Consider the following 19684-nt stretch of genomic DNA (forward strand, 5'->3'; position numbering starts at 1 on the left):
GGTTTTCATCATCCCCCAGATAAAATCGTCGTACCAACAAGTGATTCTCCAACAATTTGCACTGATGGAATACCTGCATTTAAGCATTCGAGAGCTCCTTGAACTTTAGGTAGCATCCCACCATAAATATGCCCTTCATCAATCCATTGATTGATGAAGGAAGGTGTTGCTTTCGATTGATACTCATCATTAATTCGAATACCACTTACATCCGTTACAAGTAACAAGCTATCTGCATCTAAAGCTAGTGCTATTTCACTTGCTACCGTATCTCCATTAATATTCAATGCCTGACCATGTTCATCTGCTCCAACACAAGCAATAACCGGTACAATCCCCGCACTAATTAATGCTTCTAACAAGGATGTGTTGACGGTTATTACTTCACCAACATAACCGTATACATCTTTGTCTAGATAATCCGCTACTATTAACTGACCATCGAAGCCGTTTAAACCAATTGCAGCAATGCCAGCCGTTGTCAATTCATAAACAAGCTCTGGATTGACCTTTCCTATTAACGTTGACTGTACGATATCAATTGCAGCTTCGCTCGTTACACGAATACCGTTTAAAGCATGTGATTCTATTCCGCGCATCGCAAGTGCACGGTTAATAGCTGGACCACCACCATGGGTAATAATAAGCTCTACTCCGCTCTCTTGGAGTTTTTTAAAATTCTCAAAAAACGACTCATTTAAGCCTTCTAGCGTACTGCCACCAAGCTTAATGACCATTCGTTTACGAGCGGTATGAGGCATTGATTTGAACGTAGTCATAAGTTAGATCACATCCCCACGCATGCCCCTTGCCTTCCCCAATACCAAGTGACACATAAATTTTCACTTCATGCATTTTTAAAATTTGAATTAACGTATCCTCTGAAAATGGAACTGGCTCACCGTTTTCAACCATTGTTGCCCCACCAATTTGGATCGTAATTTTTTCCGGATTAACCGTTGCCCCACTATAGCCTACAGCGGCAATAATACGTCCCCAGTTTGCATCACAACCAAAGACTGCCGTTTTCACAAGTGGTGAACCAACTACTGTTTTAGCAATTTTACGTGCTTCTTCATCTGAAATTGCCCCTTCAACTTCAACCTCAATCAGCTTCGTTGCACCTTCACCATCTTTGGCGATCATTTTCGCTAAGTCTTGAGCTACTGTTTTCAATGTATAATAGAAGTTTTGCCAATCTGGATGGTCAGGAGTTAAAGATTCATTACCTGCTAAGCCGTTTGCCATCACAACTACTGTGTCATTTGTAGATGTATCTCCATCTACTGTAATTGCATTAAAAGTCAAATTTGTAATATCAGATAGTGTAGCCTGTAAAACATCTGATTCAATATTTGCATCTGTCGTAATAAAACCTAGCATCGTTGCCATATTTGGTTCAATCATACCCGAACCTTTTGCAACCCCAGCGATAATAACCTCTTTGCCATCAACGATAGTGCTGTAGCTTGTATTTTTCATAACTGTATCTGTTGTCATAATTGCTTGTGCAAAATCAATAGCACTTTCTAAATTATCCTTTGGCTCTAACTGATTAATCCCACTTGCCACTGGCTCCATATTCATAATTTCACCGATGACACCCGTTGAGCAAACACCTACTAAATTTGCATCAATGTCTAGCTTTTCTGCCATTAATGCCTGCATTGTTTGTGCATCTTTCGCCCCTTGTTTCCCTGTACATGCATTGGCATTTCCAGAGTTGACAATCATCGCCTGCATCTTCTTCGTTAAGTATACAACCTCTTTTGTTACTTTTAGTGGTGCTGCCTGCACAGCATTCGTTGTAAAGACACCTGCTACACTCGCTGGTACTTCACTGACTAACACAGCTAGATCTTTTTTCTTATGCTTTAATCCACAATGTAAACCAGCAGCTTTAAAGCCCTTTGGTGAAACAATATTTTTACTTGATAATTTTTTCATAATACTTGCGGATGCTATTAATGTCATAAAAACTTTCCTCCTTAGTTAATTAATTTTCCTTGGCATATAAGAGTAGCTGACGCTCAGCTTTCGCTACATAAAACATTTCACTGAAAGAAGTTACAGAAAGAACGGAACGACATCTAATCCTGTCGCCTGTGGTAAATCAAATTGAACGTTCATATTTTGAATGGCTTGCCCTGCAGCCCCTTTGACTAAATTATCGATGACGCCAACTATTGTGGCACGATTTGTACGGCTATCTACTTTCACGAAAATATCGCAATAGTTTGAACCTTTAACACGATTTGTTCCTATGCTATTTACATCTGTAACAATCCGCACAAACGGATGCTTTTCATAGGCATTCTGTAAACAAGCTATTAGCTGCTTCTCTGTAACACCAGACATTACAGGTGCATATGAGGTAGATAAAATCCCTCTTGTCATTGGCACTAAATGAGTATTAAAAGAAATGGTTGTATCGACCCCTGCAAACATTGAAATGGCCTGCTCAATTTCTGGTATATGCTGATGTGTATTCGTTTTATAGATTGAAAAGCTTTCATTCGCCTCACTAAAATGCGTTGTTTGCGAAGGCTTATTTCCGGCTCCAGATATCCCACTTTTTGCATCAATTACTAAAAAGCTCGAATCAATCAATCGTTCTTTTAGCAATGGTAACAACGAAAGTAAAACCGCTGTTGGATAGCACCCTGGATTCGCGATAAGAGGAGCATGTTGAACATTTTTTGCATTCCATTCAGTTAAGCCATATACACTTTGTTGAATAACTGCCAATGGCGCCGCTTTTTTACCATACCATGCTTCATAACTTGCTGGATCTTGTAAACGGAAGTCACCAGACAAGTCTATTAATTTAGGACCTTTCCCTACCAATGGAGGTAATAACTCACTTGTCACCCCTGAAGGCGTACTTGTAAAAACAACATCAAATTTCTCTAAAGCCTCATAATCAATTTTTTTTAAAGGCGTATCGGCAATATTGACGAGATGACCAAACTTAGAAGAAAAAATTACACCTTCTTCTGAGGATGTGAATAAATCAATCCGCTCCACCGCTTTATGATTATGTAAAAATCGAATAAGCTCTAATCCACCATATCCGGTTGCACCAACAATTCCTACTTTCAATGCACTCACCTCTGAATTAAGTTAAAATTAGTATACTTCTGCATATTTATTAAGTCAACTGAATTTTTATTTATATTTGAATTTTTTGCTAGCTTTATTGAGTAAGGAATATCGAGAAAAGTTTGAATAACTAAACACTATAAAACAAAGAAAACTCTTAGAAAAAACAAATAAAATCCCTAAAAGGTTAACCTATCCACTAGTAAGGAAATCAGTTTTATCTTCTGCATTTTAATGTATTAAGCAAACCTCATCTCCGTAAAGTGGGGTTGATTTCCGCTCCGACCGAGCGCTTTCTAATGGCGTCGGGGCAACGCGAAAGCGAAGCGGTTGCAGCAGGATGTTGGTCACGAAGGCGTTATCCCAGGATGTGATGGTTTTAGCCTTCGTTCCTCTATTGCTGATCCCTAAGGAGTCGCCTAGTCACCACTACAATCAACATGACATAAGTTATAAAGCAATATCCAATTTTTATTAATGAACCCTGAAATAAAAATAGTTTTACTTACCTCACTTATCTTTTTTTATATTATTGTATTAAATAATAGCAATATGATTTTTTCCTAGAAGGTATAAAATGAGGAAACTAATTTCTCTATTATCGAGTAAGGGATTTTTCTACTTAAAAGGAGATGTATTATTATGCAAAAAATATTAGTATATTCTTTTCTGTTTTTATTATTACTAACAGGATGTTCTTCTGTTATACCAGACAATCCAACAGCAAAAACTATTCTTAAAGAAGATGCCCAAGCAGATATTTTACAACTTGATCAATTAATTTATATAAAAGTAGCCGATCAAGAATCTTTAAAAAAGGGTAATTTTATAAAAGAAGAAAACATAGGAAAAATAAAAAAAACTACGACATCTCTATTTTTTAAAGATTTTTATGCTACCAAATTGCCAGTTGGATCTGAAATTTTCGCTACAAATGATCATGACACTTACACGATTATTGTCGAGATAGATGGTAAACAAATATTATATAAGGCGCTTGTAGAGAGTTAATCCTAACCCGCATATTTCTGGCAGTAAAAAAGAAAACAGGAATTTTTCGTCTACCGAATAAATTCCTGCTTCTTGTACTTCAAAATTAATCTTCCATCGTAGATAAATCACCAGCTGGTAAATTTAACTCCCATGCCTTTAACACACGACGCATAATCTTACCACTTCGTGTTTTTGGTAGCTTATCTTTAAATTCGATTTCTCGTGGTGCTGCGTGTGCAGATAAACCCTTTTTGACAAAATTACGAATATCCTCAATCAATGCAGCTGAAGGTTCAACATCTTCACGTAATGATACAAAGGCTTTAATAATTTCACCTCGTACAGGATCTGGCTTTCCGATTACTCCTGCCTCGACTATATCAGGATGCTCTAGTAGCTTACTTTCTACCTCGAAAGGACCTACCCGCTCACCAGCTGTCATAATAACATCATCTACACGCCCTTGGAACCAGAAGTAACCATCATCATCCATATAGGCAGAGTCCCCGGACACATACCATTCACCTTTTAAGAAATAGGATTCATAACGCTCTGGATTTCCCCAAATTTGACGCATCATTGATGGCCATCCACGTCGGACTGCTAAATTTCCCATTGTAAAAGGTGGTACTTCATTACCAGCATCATCAACAATCGTTGCATGAATACCAGGTAATGGTTTACCCATTGATCCTGGCTTAATATCCATTGAAGGATAGTTACAAATCATATGTGCACCCGTTTCTGTCATCCACCATGTATCATGAATACGGTGACCTAGCTCAACAATCCCCCAACGAATTACCTCTGGATTTAACGGCTCACCAACAGATAAAATATGACGTAAAGAAGATAGATTATAATTTTCTAGCATGCCACTACCAGCACCCATTAACATTCTGAATGCTGTTGGTGCACTATACCAAACTGTTACACTATAATCCTCAATTGCTTGGTACCAAGCTTGTGGTGAGAATCTTCCACCAACAATTAGCATTGTGACACCATTTAACCATGGACCAAAAATGCCATATGCTGTGCCTGTTACCCATCCTGGATCAGCCGTACACCAGTAAATATCATCTTCACGTAAATCTAGTACCCATTGTGTGGATTGATATTGTTGAAGCATTGCGTTATGAACATGCAATACTCCCTTTGGTGCTCCAGTTGATCCAGAAGTATAATGAAGAATCATTCCATCCTCTCTGTCCACCCATTCAATGTCAAATTGAGAAGATGCCTCTTTCAAGCGTCTATTAAAATCTAAAATTTGGGTTGTTTCCTCTATATCAGATCCTACTAAAAAGACGTGCTGTAAATGTGGTAGCTTTTCTAAAGGTACTCGTTCAAGCAACTCTGGTGTCGTCACTAATACTTTAGCTTCACTATCTGCAAGTCTGTCGTAAACAGCACCTTCCATAAATGCCTCGAACAATGGACCTACAATAACACCCATTTTCAATGCGCCTAATAATGAAAAGTAAAGCTCAGGTGAGCGTGGCATGAAAATAAATAATCGATCACCTTTTTCTAAATTTGTTGCTGCCTTAAAAACATTTGCAGCTTTATTTGTCAGCTTTTTCATTTCATCGAAAGAATAAGCCTCTTTACGCTTACCATCATTAAAATAAAGTGCAACTTTGTTTTTTCGATGCGTTTTCGTATGACGATCGATTGCCTCATACGCCATATTCACAAGCCCTGTTTCATACCAACTAAATCCCTTTTCTGTCTCTCTCCAATCATGTGTTGCTGCAGCTTTCTCATAATTAGGTAAATTATATTGCTCCGGTAAAGCATTCAACTTCTCCATCATTTTCATCCCCATGAAACTACCCCTTTCTTTGCTATTGCTTTAGTACATTAGTAAGCAAATTTCAAATTGTAATTTCATTATTTTCCCCCTTCAAAATCCGCTACCTTCTCCAAAGACAACTACGTTATGCAACGCTTGTTATACAACAGTTTATGCAGTGCGAAATTAGTTGATGCTTATTTACACTGCATTCATCTGTTAAATAACAGATGCAATATAAATATATTTTACACGAATTCACCAAGAATGTCTTAATATTTTTATTTTTCCAAAAATACAGGTATATTTTGCAAAAATAAGCGTTTTTCCGCAAGAAATCAGCTATAATGGAATTATTAAACTCAGGTGGTGTAATTATGGAACATAAAAAAACTTTTTTTTCTGTCACAAAGGAAACAAAGCATGGTACTGTGTATGTGGAAGGACCTGTTCCTCCAGAAAAATTAGCTACATATTCATTCCACGAAGGCTTGGTTGCTTTTAGACCTCCAAAGCAACAGCAGCAAGCTATTATAGAAATTGCAGGACTTCCTGAAGGGCGAATTATTATTATTCGAAATGAAAACATTATTGTAGGCTACGTCACTTATCTATATCCTGATCCACTCGAACGATGGGCGGAGGATCGGATTGATAACATGATTGAGCTAGGAGCCATTGAAGTCATTCCAGAATATCGTGGTACAGGTGTTGGTAAGGCACTACTAGCCGTGTCTTTTACGGGAGATGAAATGGAAGACTATCTTGTTATCACTACCGAATATTATTGGCATTGGGATTTAAAAGGGACTGGTTTAAATGTTTGGGATTATCGCAAAATGATGGAGAAAATGATGAGCTCTGCTAACTTCGAATATTTTGCTACAGATGACCCTGAAATTACATCACATCCAGCTAACTGCCTGATGGCACGTGAAGGGAAACGTGTGCCTCCTGAGACAATGGAAAGATTTGATAGACTTCGTTTTAGAAATCGCTTCATGTATTAAAACCAACACAAAGGGGATGAGTATATGATCGTAGAAGAAATTATGAATGATGAGCCCTACACGCTGGCTCCGACAAATACAGTGTTTGAAGCGCTAAAGTTAATGCGTGAGAAAAAAGTACGTCATGTGCCAGTTGTAGATGAGGAGCATCACGTTCTTGGGGTTATCACTGAACGAAATATTAAAGAGGCCTTACCCTCCTCGTTACGGGATGAATCGAATTCTCCAGTTTTTAATGCAAAAGTGGAAGAAATAATGATTAAAAAACCACTTGTCGGCCATCCACTTGATTTTGTAGAAGAAGTAGCACTTACTTTTTATGAATCCAAAGTAGGTTGCTTACCAATTGTCTCTGGAGGGAAATTAGTTGGAATTGTGACTACTACCGATTTACTCTATACATATATAGAGTTAACTGGTGCCACTGAACCTGGCTCAAAAATTGAAATTCGTGTTTCCGATACGCCAGGAATATTATTTGAGATTACAAAGATTTTTCATGAACATCATGTAAATGTCCAAAGCGTCTTAGTTTATCCTGATTCTGAAAATACTCAAAACAAAATTTTAAGTATCCGAGTAAAAACATTGAATCCACTAGCTATGATTGAAAATCTTCGTAAAGAAGGATTTGATGTATTATGGCCTAATTTACCAGGTGTTTCATTACAATGAAAAAAGCAGTATTTGTTTACTCGCCAGAGCAACTCGGATATAAATTTTCAGATACCCATCCTTTCAATCATAAACGCTTGACGCTTACAATGGATTTGTTAAAGAATATTGATGCTCTCGATGATTTAGATATTGTTCCGGCTCGCGTCGCAACAGAGGAGGAGCTTTTACTTGCCCATGATCCAAAATATATTGATATCGTTAAAAGAGCAGGACATGGTGAGCTTTCAGAGGCACAATGTGAAAGCTACGGCATAGGCACCGAAGATACACCCATTTTTGAAAATATGCATGAAGCAAGTGCACAGCTTGTCGGTGGAACACTAACAGCTGTCGATTATGTTATGGAAGGAAAAGCCGAGCACGCCCTCAATCTAGGTGGAGGGCTACATCACGGCTTCCGCGGCCGTGCATCAGGTTTTTGTATATATAATGATAGTACAGTAGCCATTCGCTATTTGCAGGAAAAATATAATGCTCGTGTACTTTATGTGGATACGGATGCCCATCATGGGGATGGGGTGCAATGGAGTTTTTATGAAGATCCAGATGTTTGTACATTGTCTATTCATGAAACAGGCCGCTATCTTTTCCCCGGAACTGGTAATATTACGGAGCGAGGAAATGGACAGGGCTATGGTACTTCTTTTAATTTTCCAATTGATGCTTTTACAGAAGATGAGAGTTTCCTAGAAATATATGAAAAGGCTATGCGAGAAGTCTTTGAATTTTTCAAGCCGGATGTTGTGCTAACCCAAAACGGCGCAGATGCACATTTTTTCGATCCATTAACTCATTTATATGGAACAATGAACATTTATAGAGAAATTCCAAAGCTTGCGCATAAATTAGCACATGAATATTGTGGGGGGAAATGGATTGCCGTTGGCGGTGGCGGCTACGATATATGGCGTGTTGTTCCTCGCGCATGGTCTATGCTATGGCTTGAAATGACAGATCAGCAATTACCGACAGGCCCTCTACCTCAAGCATGGTTAGATCGTTGGCAACCTGAAGCACCAGTGCCTTTTATCCCAACTTGGGAGGATCCAAATCCATTGTATGAACCAATTCCTCGAAAGGCTGAGATTGAAGAAAAAAACGCACAAATGCTAGCCAAAGTGCTACATATTATTCGCAATGAAAAACGCGCTTAACACTATGCCTCACGACAATCGTGGGGCTTTTTCGTTTGCTCTCAGTCATCTATCCGTATACATAAAAACACGTAAATCCTGAACAGATTTACGTGTTAAGTACAATTATTTACTTTTGACAGATTGTCGATGTTCAATACGATGAGGTAAAATAACCGCTTCGTCCTCAACAGGCTCTTTGTTCATCAATTTTGTCAACAAACGCATTGCCACAGCTCCAATATCGTACAGTGGTAACGCGACACTTGTTAGCTGTGGACGAACCATGCGTGCTAATTTTGAATTTTCAAAGCTGATCACTTCGATATCTTCAGGTACATCTTTGCCTGCATCCTGTGCACCATGAATCAATCCAATTGCTAATTCATCACTACCTGCAAAATAAGCAGTAGGAGGATTTTCAAGTGAAGATAAAGTTTCCCACGCCTCTAATCCCATATCATAGCTCGATTCTTCTGCAGCGATTAGCGATTCATCTATAGGTAAACCTGCGTCTTGTAAGGCTTTTTTATAAGCTTCAAGTTTGAATTTTCCATTAATAGTATACGTAAGCGGACCTGTTACGAAAGCGATTCGCTTATGGCCATTTTGAATCAGTAATGTAATCGCCTCATAAGCTGCTTGGTAATAATCAATGTTAACAGTCGCAATTGTTTGCGATTCATCTACTGAACCTGCAAGCACAATTGGTACAGGTGAGTGATCCATAGTTTGTTGCATTTTTTCAGTTACTTCATCACTCATCATGACAATACCATCAACCTGTTTTCCCAGCATTGTATCCAGTAGCTGAAGCTCTTTATCTTCATGTTGATCTGAGTTAGCTAAAATAATATTGTAACGATACATTGTTGCAATATCCTCCACACCACGTGCCAGCTCCGCATAAACGTTGTTTGCAATATCTGGGATAATCACGCCAACTGTTGTTGTTTTCTTACTCGCTAATCCTCGCGCTACCGCGTTTGGACGGTACTCTAATCGTTCAATTACTTCTAATACTTTTTTTCGTGTTGCCGGTTTTACGTTTTGGTTACCATTGACTACACGAGAGACTGTTGCCATAGAAACATTTGCTTCTCTTGCAACATCATAAATTGTAACAGTCATCGTACGTGCCTCCCTTTTTTCCTATTATAGCCTTATAATACGATAATTTTCGTATTCTTTTCAAGAAGCAGTATGTATATGAAAAGAAAAACCAAGTACAAATAGTACTTTTCTAGTCATTATTTTGTCACTATATAGTAAACACCGCCTGCTAATTAAAGCAAGCGGTGTATCAAACAATTATGCATTGATTTCATGGCTCTTCATGAAATTTTGTAGTGTTTGGTAGAAAGCATCAAATGTTGGAATATCCATTTGTTGTTGTGAATCAGAAAGTGCTACAGATGGATCTGGATGCACCTCTGCCATAACGCCATCAGCTCCAATAGCAATTGCTGCCTTAGCACATGGTAATAGTAAATCACGACGACCTGTTGAATGCGTTACGTCTACAAATACTGGTAAATGCGTTTCTTGTTTTAAAATTGGTACAGCAGAAATATCTAATGTGTTACGAGTTGCTTTTTCGTAAGTACGAATACCACGCTCACAAAGAATGATGTTCTCATTTCCTTTAGACATAATGTATTCTGCTGCATGAATAAATTCATCAATTGTCGCTGCTAAGCCTCGTTTTAAAAGTACAGGTTTATTTGTTGCACCCGCTGCTTTTAATAATTCGAAGTTTTGCATATTACGTGCACCAATTTGGATAACATCGATGTAATCTAAAGCTTCCTCTAAATGACCCGGTGTAACGATTTCTGTAATAACACCTAAACCGTATTCCTCTGATACACGTTTTAAAATTTTAAGTCCTTCTAAACCAAGACCTTGGAAGTCATATGGAGAAGTACGTGGTTTATATGCACCGCCACGAATTAATTTTTCACCTTTTGCTTTAATAGATTCTGCTACTGCTGCTACCTGCTCGTATGATTCTACAGCACAAGGTCCAAATACGAAAGATGGTTTTCCTTGGCCAATTAGCTCACCATTCACATTAATGACAGTATCTTCTGATTTTTTCTTGCGAGATACTAGTAATTCTTTTTTCTTATCCGCTTCAAGTTGTTTTAGAGCTGTTTTAAAGATTTGCTTAAATATATAATCAACCGTCATTTGGTTTAATGGACCTTGATTGTGTTCTTTAATAAGATCAAGCATGTGTCGTTCACGTAATGGATCATAGCGATTCACACCTTGTTTTTCTTTAATTTTACCGATTTCATCAACTACTTCTGCTCGTTCGTTAATTAGACGAAGAATTTCCAAGTTTAAACCGTCAATTTGACTACGTAAACTTTCTAAATCTTTTTGGCTCATGCTTTCTTGCTCCTCTCCCTATGACAGACACTTTCAGAACTCTGAAATGTATGTTACATTTTTAGATATTAGCAACATTATAATCAATGTTGCACAGAATGTCACGCATTTTTAATTTAGCGCTTCAACTCGCTAAATTATATAATTATATTAACATATTACGAGAAAGGAAGCGAGTACATTGAGTTCAAAATTATTCGCACTTGATATCGGTACACGTTCTGTAGTAGGCATTATTTTAGCAGAAGATAATGACAGCTTTCACGTGGAAGACATTTTAGTAAAAGAACATAAAGAACGCGCCATGGTTGATGGTCAAATACATAATGTCATGTATGTGGCAGATTTAATCAATGAAATTAAACATGAACTTGAAGAGAAGCATGGTCCTTTAACAAAAGTGAGTGTCGCTGCAGCAGGTCGCTCATTGAAAACTGAGCAAGCAAGCGTGACAATCAATATACGTAATCGACCAATCTTTACAGAAGACGATATAAGTCGTTTAGAATTACAAGCTGTTCAACAGGCACAGCAACAGCTCCTTCAACATAAAGAAGACTCTAAAATAAGCCACTATTATTGTGTTGGTTATTCAGTTTTATACTACCGTTTAGATGGAGAAGAAATTGGTAGCCTACTCGATCAGCAGGGTGATGAGGCACAAATTGAAGTTATTGCTACATTCCTGCCACGAGTTGTCGTAGAATCACTTATTGCAGCTCTTAAACGCGCGGATTTAGAAATGGATGCGCTAACATTAGAACCTATTGCAGCTATTAATGTGCTTATCCCCCCAACAATGCGTCGTTTAAATGTGGCACTTGTTGATATTGGTGCTGGTACATCTGATATTGCCATTACTGATAAAAGTACAGTTGTCGCATATGGGATGGTGCCAACAGCCGGTGATGAAATAACAGAGGCTTTAAGTGACCACTTCTTACTAGACTTCCCAGTTGCTGAAGAAGCGAAGCGTCAACTGCAAACAGAAGAAGAAATTTTAATTCAGGATATTTTAGGCTTTGATCAATATCATCCGAAAGAAGAAGTTCTTCAAGCGATTGATCATGCTGTTAAACAACTTGCAAAAGCCATTGGTGAAGAAATTTTACGTCTTAATAATCAAATAGCTCCTAAGGCGGTAATGCTTGTTGGTGGAGGTAGCTTAACACCAAATCTTACAACCGAACTTGGACTAGTTCTAGATTTACCTGCTAATCGCATTGCCGTTCGAGGGATAGACGCCATTCAAAACATAACGAAGGAAGATCATATTAAAGCATCTCCTGAATTGGTGACCCCAATCGGTATTGCCATTGCAGCAAAAAAAATGCCAATTCAATATATGAGTCTAACTGTCAATGAACAAGTCGTTCGCCTTTTTGAATTAAAGGAAATGACTGTTGCCGATGCATTTTTAGCTGCCAATATTCGAGCAAAGCAATTATATGGAAAACCAGGACATGGATTATCAGTGAATGTAAATGGACAAGATATTTTCATCCCTGGTGGTCACGGTCAGCCCGCAGAAATTTTAGTGAATGGTCATCAGGCATCCACTAAAACGATGATTAAAACAGGTGATGCTATCCAGTTAATCGAAGGCCAAGACGGTCAGCCAGCTAACGCTACGGTGAGAGATATTGTAGATAATGCCGCCATCAAAACAGTGATAATTCAACATACAAAATATGTAATCGAACCACAAATAACTGTCAATGGTTCCCTTGTATCACTCGATAGTGCATTAAATGATCGAGATGTTGTTAAGTTTGAAATAGCTGAAACAGTCGAGGATGTATTTAAGCTCACAAATAATTGGGAGTTATTAAAACAATTTGAGTCATTTTATATTCAAGTAGACGGAAAGCAACTTTATTTACCAGAGTTTTCAGCCCATTTAATGATTAATGATAAACCCTCTAAAATGTCATATGCTGTTCAAGATGGTGATGTTATTACATTTCAGCAACAAACATTCCCTACTGTTCAACGGATTGCTGACCAAATGAATGTTTTACTTGAGGATAAAATCATAATACACTTTCAAAACGAGGTGTTGGAGCTGAAGAAGATGGCGAACGAAGTTTTCGTTAATCATGTAGTAGTATTACCTCTTTCAACCGTTCCAAACGGAGCAACAATCTCATTTGAAGAAAAAGACCGAAGTCGTTGGATATACCAAGATGTGTTCCGCTTCTCCAATTGGCAATTACCTACTACATTTAAAGGTAATTTCACGATTTTACGAAATGGTCAACCGGCAAGCTTCGATATGGAAATTTTCGGTGGAGATAAATTAGAGATTTTACTAGAAAAAGCGCCTATATCTGAACAAATGCGCTAAAGCGCTCGTTTACATCCGACAAGCGCTGGAGAGCCCGAAGCAAAAGTAAACGCTCCACCACTTTTGCCCGAGGGATCGAAGCGACCTCGAGGATGTAGCGTTTTAGCCTAGACGACGACTTTGCTCTAGTTTATCCACAGGCAAAAAATCCATAGTTTCCTTAACAATAAAAAAAGGGATACGTTACATCTTCGATAGTTGTAACGTATCCCTTTTATCTATTATGCGCGAACTTCTTCGCTTTTTTCTTCAGTTTGTTTTTCACTAGCATCCTCTGCTTTAGGTTCTTCACGAGGAATGAAATCCTCCAGTGGCTCTTCACCCTCAAAAGAAACAGTACCATCATCAAAAACAGTTGGTGCTTTTGCTGATTTTAATGTTTTTACTTTCTCTACTAATTGAGTAGATTGTTCTTGAATTTGTTTAGATAATTGAACCGTTTTATCTTTTGCAGTTGTCGAGAAATCTGCACTCTTATCTTTTAAGTTAACAGCTTGTACTGCTACATCGCTTCGTAAATCTTTTCCTGATTTTGGAGCTAGTAATAAGCCTGCTGCTGCACCTACTATACCCCCAACTAATGCGCCAATAACAAAATCCTTCATGTTCACTCGCTCCTCTTCGTAAATCGAATCTTGCGGTTGATAAAGCTGTGGTAATGAACTTTCAAGTTGTTGTTCCTTCACTTCATTATAATTTGGCTTTTGAGTTGTCATGCAACAATTCCTCCCCATCCTATTATCTAATTTACTTAGATTGGTTGTCCATCTGCTTTCGCGGATGCATTCTTCAACATATGCCTAAGACTTTATTTTTATTCCGTTGACATTTAATGTCTACCGAAAAATTATTTTTTACGGCCCCATTTTCTTTTCGATTTTTCCGACTGCTCCGATTCAAAAGAATAAACATCTTCATGAATCACCTCATTGGCCTGATCGATAATTTTACGTTTCTTCCACTTATCTGCAATGCCCATTGCGACATTGCTCCACTGAACAACCTGTGCAATTTTTTCTTCATTTTGTTCCACACTATTAGAAATTGAAGAAGTAATTTGCTGTACAGATGTATTTAAACCATTCACAGAGTCGCCAATTCCTTTGACTGCATGAACAACAGAATTTAACTGTTCAGATTTTTCTTGAATATCCTCTGCCAAGCTATTTGTTTTAGATAGTAAGGAAGTCGTTTCACGTGTAATACCTTCCATTTGTCCTTCAATCCCCGATAATGTACCAGCTAAACTGTTAAGGATTGGTTTGAGCGAAAATAATGTCATTCCAACGCTCACACAAAAAATTAAAAACCCAATTGCTGCAATGATTGCTGCAATATACAAAATAACTTCCATAACTAGACCTCCTGCAAGTAAAAATTCTTTTTACTATTCTTTCCTTATCTTCGACAAAAAAAACTGAATTCCTCCTCATTTTTGAGAAAAAACAGCTTATTCCTTGCGGACTAAGCTGTTTCGTTGTTTTTTAGCACGTCTTCAAAAGCATCTTGGAATTTGTGAACATCACCAGCGCCCATAAATAAAAATACTGCGCCCTTATGCTTTGTTAACACTTCAATTCCTTCAGTGGTAATCACTGCACTGCCTTCAATTAAAGACGCTAAATCTTGGATTGAAAGTGCGCCTTGTGTTTCCCTTGCAGAGCCAAAAATATCACATAAGTATGCTGTATCTGCAAGACTTAGACTATCTGCAAAATCCTGTAAAAAAGCTTGTGTACGTGTAAATGTATGTGGTTGGAAAATAGCTACTAGCTCACGCTCTGGAAATTTTTGTCGTGCTGATTGAATCGTTGCACGGATTTCTGTTGGATGGTGTGCATAGTCATCTATTAAAACATTATTCCCAATATCCGTTTCTGTAAAACGTCTTTTTACACCTTTGTATGTGTTTAAACGTTCTTGAACGATGTCTGGTGAAATATCTTCATATTGACAAAGTGTAATAACAGCTAAAGTATTTAATACCGCATGATCTCCAAATAACGGGATAAAGAATGTACTATAAAATTCATTGCGAACAAATACATCAAATTTTGTACCCTTTGTTGTTTTTTCAACATTACGAGCTTCAAAATCATTTTCAGCCCCAAATCCATAATAAACAACAGGCACCTTCGCTTGAATACGTTGTAACTGTTCATCATCACCGCAAGCAATAATCGCTTTTTTCACCTGTAATGCTAATGATTGAAAGGCTGAATAAACATCCTCTAAGTTTGCAAAGTAGTCTGGATGGTCAAAATCAATATTCGTCATTACAGCGTAATCTGGATTGTAAGCTAAAAAATGTCGACGGTATTCACACGCTTCCATCACAAAGAAGTTAGCATCTTCATGCCCAGCGCCTGTTCCATCACCGATTAAATAAGAAGTTGGTTTATAGCCGCCTACAACATGAGCCATTAAGCCTGTTGTAGATGTTTTACCATGTGCACCCGTAATAGCAATCGACGTATAATTTCCGATATATTCACCTAAAAATTTATGGTAGCGAATAACTTCTACACCGATTTCACGAGCACGCTCTAATTCAGGATGGTCATCAGGAAATGCGTTCCCTGCAATAACTGTCATACCTTCTTTAATATTATCTGCATTAAATATAAAAATTGGAATATTACGCTCACGTAACGGCTGTTCCGTGAAGAAATATTTATCAACATCTGAGCCCTGTACTTGTTCACCAGCATCAAATAAGATTTGTGCAAGTGAACTCATGCCAGAACCTTTAATGCCTGTGAAATGAAAAACTGTCATTAATTAAACCCCCCGGGAATTCAATATCCCTTCTATCATCTATTAGGTGTATCGTATTTTCCCACTAATTATTAGGTATTAATACCTTTGTAAGTTCAAAAAAATACGTACTTATCATCACATCTTGTCTATTATAGCACTATTTATGCATAAGGATAAATGTGTAACTTTTCTAAAAATACTAATTTCGACGTGAAAAAGATAATCTATACGAAAACAATACAATTCTTATTCAAACATAGCAATTAAATCTTCTTCTGTAATGTAACTTTCTCGTGGTTTACTGCCTCTTGCCTCAGACACAAAACCATGCGATTCCAACATATCAATTAAACGAGCAGCACGATTATAGCCAATACGGTATTTGCGCTGAACCAAAGAAGTAGAAGCACCACCCTGCTCATACACAAATCGGCATACATCCTCAAACAGATCATCTTGCTCAGCAGAAACCTCCGTCTTCTTTAAAAGTTCCTCTTGATCAAATATATAATCAGGCTCTCCTTGCTCACGAACATGCTCAATAATCGCTTCAATTTCATCATCTGTCACAAATGTCCCCTGCAAACGCACCGGAGCAGACATACCATTACCTAAATATAACATATCGCCTCGTCCAAGTAATCTTTCTGCACCTTGCCCATCTAAAATAGTACGCGAATCGATTTGTGAAGATACCGCAAAGGCAATACGTGTAGGAATATTTGATTTAATAAGCCCTGTAATAACGTCAACAGACGGTCTTTGAGTTGCAACAATTAAATGGATACCACAAGCACGTGCCTTTTGCGCAATACGACAAATCGCTTCCTCTACATCTGCAGGAGACATCATCATTAAATCTGCCAATTCATCGATGACAATTAAAATATACGGTAATTTTAAGCTATGTTGATTATTTTTATCCGCAATTGCATTATAACGTGTAATATCACGTGCACCCGCATGAGCAAATAACTGATAACGACGCTCCATTTCCTCCACTGCCCATTTCAGTGCAGCTGTAGCAGCCTTAACATCTGTGATGACTGGGCTAACTAAATGTGGAATATGATTAAACGGTGCTAATTCTACCATTTTAGGATCGATAAGCATCAGCTTTAATTCATGTGGTGCAGCTTTATATAATAAACTAACCAAAATTGAATTGATACAAACTGATTTACCAGAACCTGTAGCTCCAGCTATTAAGCCATGTGGCATTTTTCGTAAATCAATGGTTACAGGCTTCCCTGTTAAATCCAGACCCAATGCTGCTTCTAACGGTGAATCTGACTCAAGAAAAGAAGCACTATTTGTCACTTCTGATAATCGAACAGCGCGAGAAACACGGTTCGGTATCTCAATGCCAATTGAGCTCTTTCCAGGAATCGGAGCTTGGATGCGGATATCTTTCGCTGCCAATGCAAGTTTCAAATCATCTGATAGATTGCGGATTTTGCTAACCTTCGTACCATGACTCACTGTTATTTCAAATTGTGTCACGGCAGGTCCTTGCATAATGGATTCTATTTGAGCTGAGATTTGGAAATAAGACAAAGCCTCGACCAACGTTTCTCCCTGTTGCTCCATCCATTCAGTATCCTGTGTTTTTTCTTCAGGCGGCTCTAAAAACTCTTCATCTGGTTTTTGATACACTTTAACTGTTTTTTGAGGAACTTCCATTTCTTGATTTTCCACTAAAGTTTCATCTGCCATAGAAGGTTGCTCTGGATATTCTTCTATGTTAATAGAATCTTCCTCGGGAATAACTAAATTTTCGGTAGCAAGCTCCTCTTCAGTAGTTATTTCTACTTCCATTTCAGTAGTTGCTGAAATTTCGTCGGAGCTCTCAATATCAATCACTGTCTTTTCTAATGTCGAAACGTTAGACATTGATATTACTGGTGCCATTGTAATGACTGATACACTCTCTGTTGCAGCATTGAATGGTGCAGTATTTTGAATAGAAATCTCATTTTCCTCCGTCGATTGTGGCGCTGTTTTATTGTCCATCTCACTATTCTCTAAATGTATAGATTGTTGAAGGTCTTTATTGGATGGCACTAATTGATGTTCTACATCTAAATTAATATCTTCAGAAGAAGCAACCTGTTCCTCTTGGCATTCCTCAACAATTGTTGGTGTTGGCTTCGAATCTTTTAATTGCTGTTGGATTCTCCATTTCTCTTTATCAGTTTTTAGCATTAAAACATTAAATGGAATGCCTCTTTTTTCTTTCTTTTCCAAATATTGTTCTCGCGATTCATCTTGCTCATTATCTTCATTCATTGATGGCTGAACAACTGTAACTTCACCTATGTGGATGGTAGAATTTTCGATTTGTAGTTGTTCTACAACTACTTCTTTCACATGGATTTCCGAATGTTCAGCTGAAAGTTGTTCTACATTCAGCTCATGCTGAACGGCTTCTTTCACTTGATCTTCAAATTCTACGGCAAAGGAAGTTGTTTGCGGTACAGGTAATTCCGACTTTGATTTATCACTTGGATGAATTGTTTGTTCTGTTAATTTATCATCAAAAGTAATCGGTTGCTTTGCTGGTGCTTCAATTGTTTCAGGGATTTCTAAATGGTTAAGTACATCTTTCTGAACTATGCTAATAGGCTCTTTTTCTTCTAGTATATTTTCAATAGCCTCATTTGTTGTCGCTTCTTTTAAAGACTTAGATACTGTAGGTATTTCTAACTCTTTGTTGTGCTCTTCCTTCCGTTTCTCTAATAATTGCTCAATTGGGCTCGGCTTAGCAAAACCATAGACTGGTGAAGGAACATCACTGGGTACAAAACGCTTGCGATTTTCGGGTAAAACACTTTCATCTGCTTTTTCTAATTGATAATTCGTTTTTTTAGGTGACGTCGGTAACTCATTTTGTGCATCTCGAAAAACAAGACTTGCTTTTGAACGATTCTCCGTTTCAGGCTGACTTCGTGTTACCATCGTTCTTCCGGTTCTCTTCGTTCGATTTGCTAGTAGATCCCGAATACCTGAAACCTCGATATCATAAACACTCGAATCCACAATATGATTCTTTAAATGCCTCGGCAGCGATAAATCTTCAATTTGTCCGGAGTAAGAATCGTCCATTTGATTGAATGCTTCTTTTGATGGTGGTATTGAAGGCGAATCTGAAAACTCCTGATCCTCAATTAAAGGAAAACGAAAAGTTTTTTGCTTTGATATATGTGATTGTTTATATGAATGTAACTGCTCAGATTGTTCTTCTTCATAGTCTTCATAAAACTCTTCATATTCGTAATCATTGTCATCTTTATTTAAAAATTTATTCATTTGTTTTTTTAACCAATTCACATTGTTTCACTCATTTCTCATACACTTCATTTATAGCATTAACTAAATCAATTATGCCTCGGCATAATTGCGTCCTTAATCGGCTTTGTGCTAAGGCCTGCACGAGGGCCAACACGATGTTGGTCACTCAGTCGTG

The 19684-nt window shown here is 37.8% G+C and carries 15 protein-coding genes; 5 read left to right on the top strand and 10 right to left on the bottom strand.

All coding sequences use genetic code 11. The annotated features are described in order from the left end of the window. Nucleotides 1–8 precede the first annotated feature (8 nt). From argB to argC, 3 genes are all read right to left on the bottom strand, one after another. On the bottom strand, nt 9–779 hold the full coding sequence (gene argB, locus ACQKNC_RS14460; protein WP_427425530.1) for an acetylglutamate kinase: 771 nt from the start codon (nt 777–779) through the stop codon (nt 9–11). Continuing rightward, nucleotides 742–1974 carry a bifunctional glutamate N-acetyltransferase/amino-acid acetyltransferase ArgJ gene (gene argJ, locus ACQKNC_RS14465; RefSeq protein WP_427425531.1) on the bottom strand — a complete coding sequence of 411 codons (1233 nt, stop codon included), beginning with the start codon at nt 1972–1974 and terminating at the stop codon, nt 742–744. Before argJ ends, argB begins: the two co-directional genes overlap by 38 nt. Nucleotides 1975–2067: 93 nt before the next feature. Continuing rightward, nucleotides 2068–3102, bottom strand: coding sequence for an N-acetyl-gamma-glutamyl-phosphate reductase (gene argC, locus ACQKNC_RS14470; RefSeq protein ID WP_427425532.1), 1035 nt, complete (start codon nt 3100–3102; stop codon nt 2068–2070). A gap of 642 nt (nt 3103–3744) precedes the next feature. On the opposite strand from argC, the gene ACQKNC_RS14475 reads away from it, so the two are divergent. Next, on the top strand, nt 3745–4113 hold the full coding sequence (locus tag ACQKNC_RS14475; RefSeq protein ID WP_427425533.1) for a hypothetical protein: 369 nt from the start codon (nt 3745–3747) through the stop codon (nt 4111–4113). Between the two features lie 85 nt (nt 4114–4198). Here ACQKNC_RS14475 and acsA read toward each other — a convergent pair whose 3' ends face one another. Next, on the bottom strand, nt 4199–5926 hold the full coding sequence (acsA, locus tag ACQKNC_RS14480) for an acetate--CoA ligase (protein ID WP_427425534.1): 1728 nt from the start codon (nt 5924–5926) through the stop codon (nt 4199–4201). Between the two features lie 344 nt (nt 5927–6270). Between acsA and ACQKNC_RS14485 the strand changes: the two genes are divergently transcribed. The 3 genes from ACQKNC_RS14485 to ACQKNC_RS14495 are packed head-to-tail and all read left to right on the top strand — an operon-like array spanning nt 6271 to nt 8735. Further along, complete coding sequence (locus ACQKNC_RS14485; protein ID WP_427425535.1) at nt 6271–6903, top strand: GNAT family N-acetyltransferase; 633 nt, start codon at nt 6271–6273, stop codon at nt 6901–6903. A gap of 24 nt (nt 6904–6927) precedes the next feature. Then, nucleotides 6928–7578 carry an acetoin utilization AcuB family protein gene (locus ACQKNC_RS14490; protein ID WP_427425536.1) on the top strand — a complete coding sequence of 217 codons (651 nt, stop codon included), beginning with the start codon at nt 6928–6930 and terminating at the stop codon, nt 7576–7578. Then, nucleotides 7575–8735: an acetoin utilization protein AcuC gene (locus ACQKNC_RS14495; RefSeq protein ID WP_427425537.1), complete on the top strand. Its 1161-nt coding sequence runs from the start codon at nt 7575–7577 to the stop codon at nt 8733–8735. Before ACQKNC_RS14490 ends, ACQKNC_RS14495 begins: the two co-directional genes overlap by 4 nt. 105 nt (nt 8736–8840) lie before the next feature. Here the strand turns inward: ACQKNC_RS14495 and ccpA are convergent, their stop codons facing one another. Both ccpA and ACQKNC_RS14505 read right to left on the bottom strand, forming a co-directional pair. Next, nucleotides 8841–9845, bottom strand: a complete 1005-nt coding sequence (gene ccpA / locus ACQKNC_RS14500; RefSeq protein ID WP_049667456.1) for a catabolite control protein A — start codon at nt 9843–9845, stop codon at nt 8841–8843. A 180-nt stretch (nt 9846–10025) separates the two neighbouring features. Continuing rightward, entirely contained in the window at nt 10026–11111 is a 1086-nt protein-coding gene (locus ACQKNC_RS14505) for a bifunctional 3-deoxy-7-phosphoheptulonate synthase/chorismate mutase (protein ID WP_427425538.1), read from the bottom strand. Between the two features lie 181 nt (nt 11112–11292). Here ACQKNC_RS14505 and ACQKNC_RS14510 point away from each other — a divergent pair, with 181 nt between their 5' ends. Continuing rightward, nucleotides 11293–13458 (top strand): cell division FtsA domain-containing protein, encoded by a 2166-nt coding sequence (locus ACQKNC_RS14510; RefSeq protein WP_427425539.1) that lies wholly within the window; start codon nt 11293–11295, stop codon nt 13456–13458. A gap of 221 nt (nt 13459–13679) precedes the next feature. Here ACQKNC_RS14510 and ACQKNC_RS14515 read toward each other — a convergent pair whose 3' ends face one another. The 4 genes from ACQKNC_RS14515 to ACQKNC_RS14530 all read right to left on the bottom strand — a co-directional run bounded on the left by ACQKNC_RS14515 (nt 13680) and on the right by ACQKNC_RS14530 (nt 19548). Beyond that, a complete protein-coding gene (locus ACQKNC_RS14515) occupies nt 13680–14174 on the bottom strand; it encodes a YtxH domain-containing protein (RefSeq protein ID WP_427425540.1) in 495 nt (164 codons plus the stop codon). Nucleotides 14175–14305: 131 nt separating this feature from the next. After that, nucleotides 14306–14812 (bottom strand): DUF948 domain-containing protein, encoded by a 507-nt coding sequence (locus tag ACQKNC_RS14520; RefSeq protein WP_427425541.1) that lies wholly within the window; start codon nt 14810–14812, stop codon nt 14306–14308. Nucleotides 14813–14922: 110 nt separating this feature from the next. After that, nucleotides 14923–16236 (bottom strand): UDP-N-acetylmuramate--L-alanine ligase, encoded by a 1314-nt coding sequence (gene murC, locus ACQKNC_RS14525; RefSeq protein ID WP_427425542.1) that lies wholly within the window; start codon nt 16234–16236, stop codon nt 14923–14925. A gap of 228 nt (nt 16237–16464) precedes the next feature. Further along, nucleotides 16465–19548: a DNA translocase FtsK gene (locus tag ACQKNC_RS14530; RefSeq protein WP_427425543.1), complete on the bottom strand. Its 3084-nt coding sequence runs from the start codon at nt 19546–19548 to the stop codon at nt 16465–16467. Nucleotides 19549–19684 lie beyond the last annotated feature (136 nt).

This window comes from Lysinibacillus sp. NPDC094177 (genome assembly GCF_050279145.1).
Taxonomy (GTDB): Bacteria; Bacillota; Bacilli; order Bacillales_A; family Planococcaceae; genus Lysinibacillus.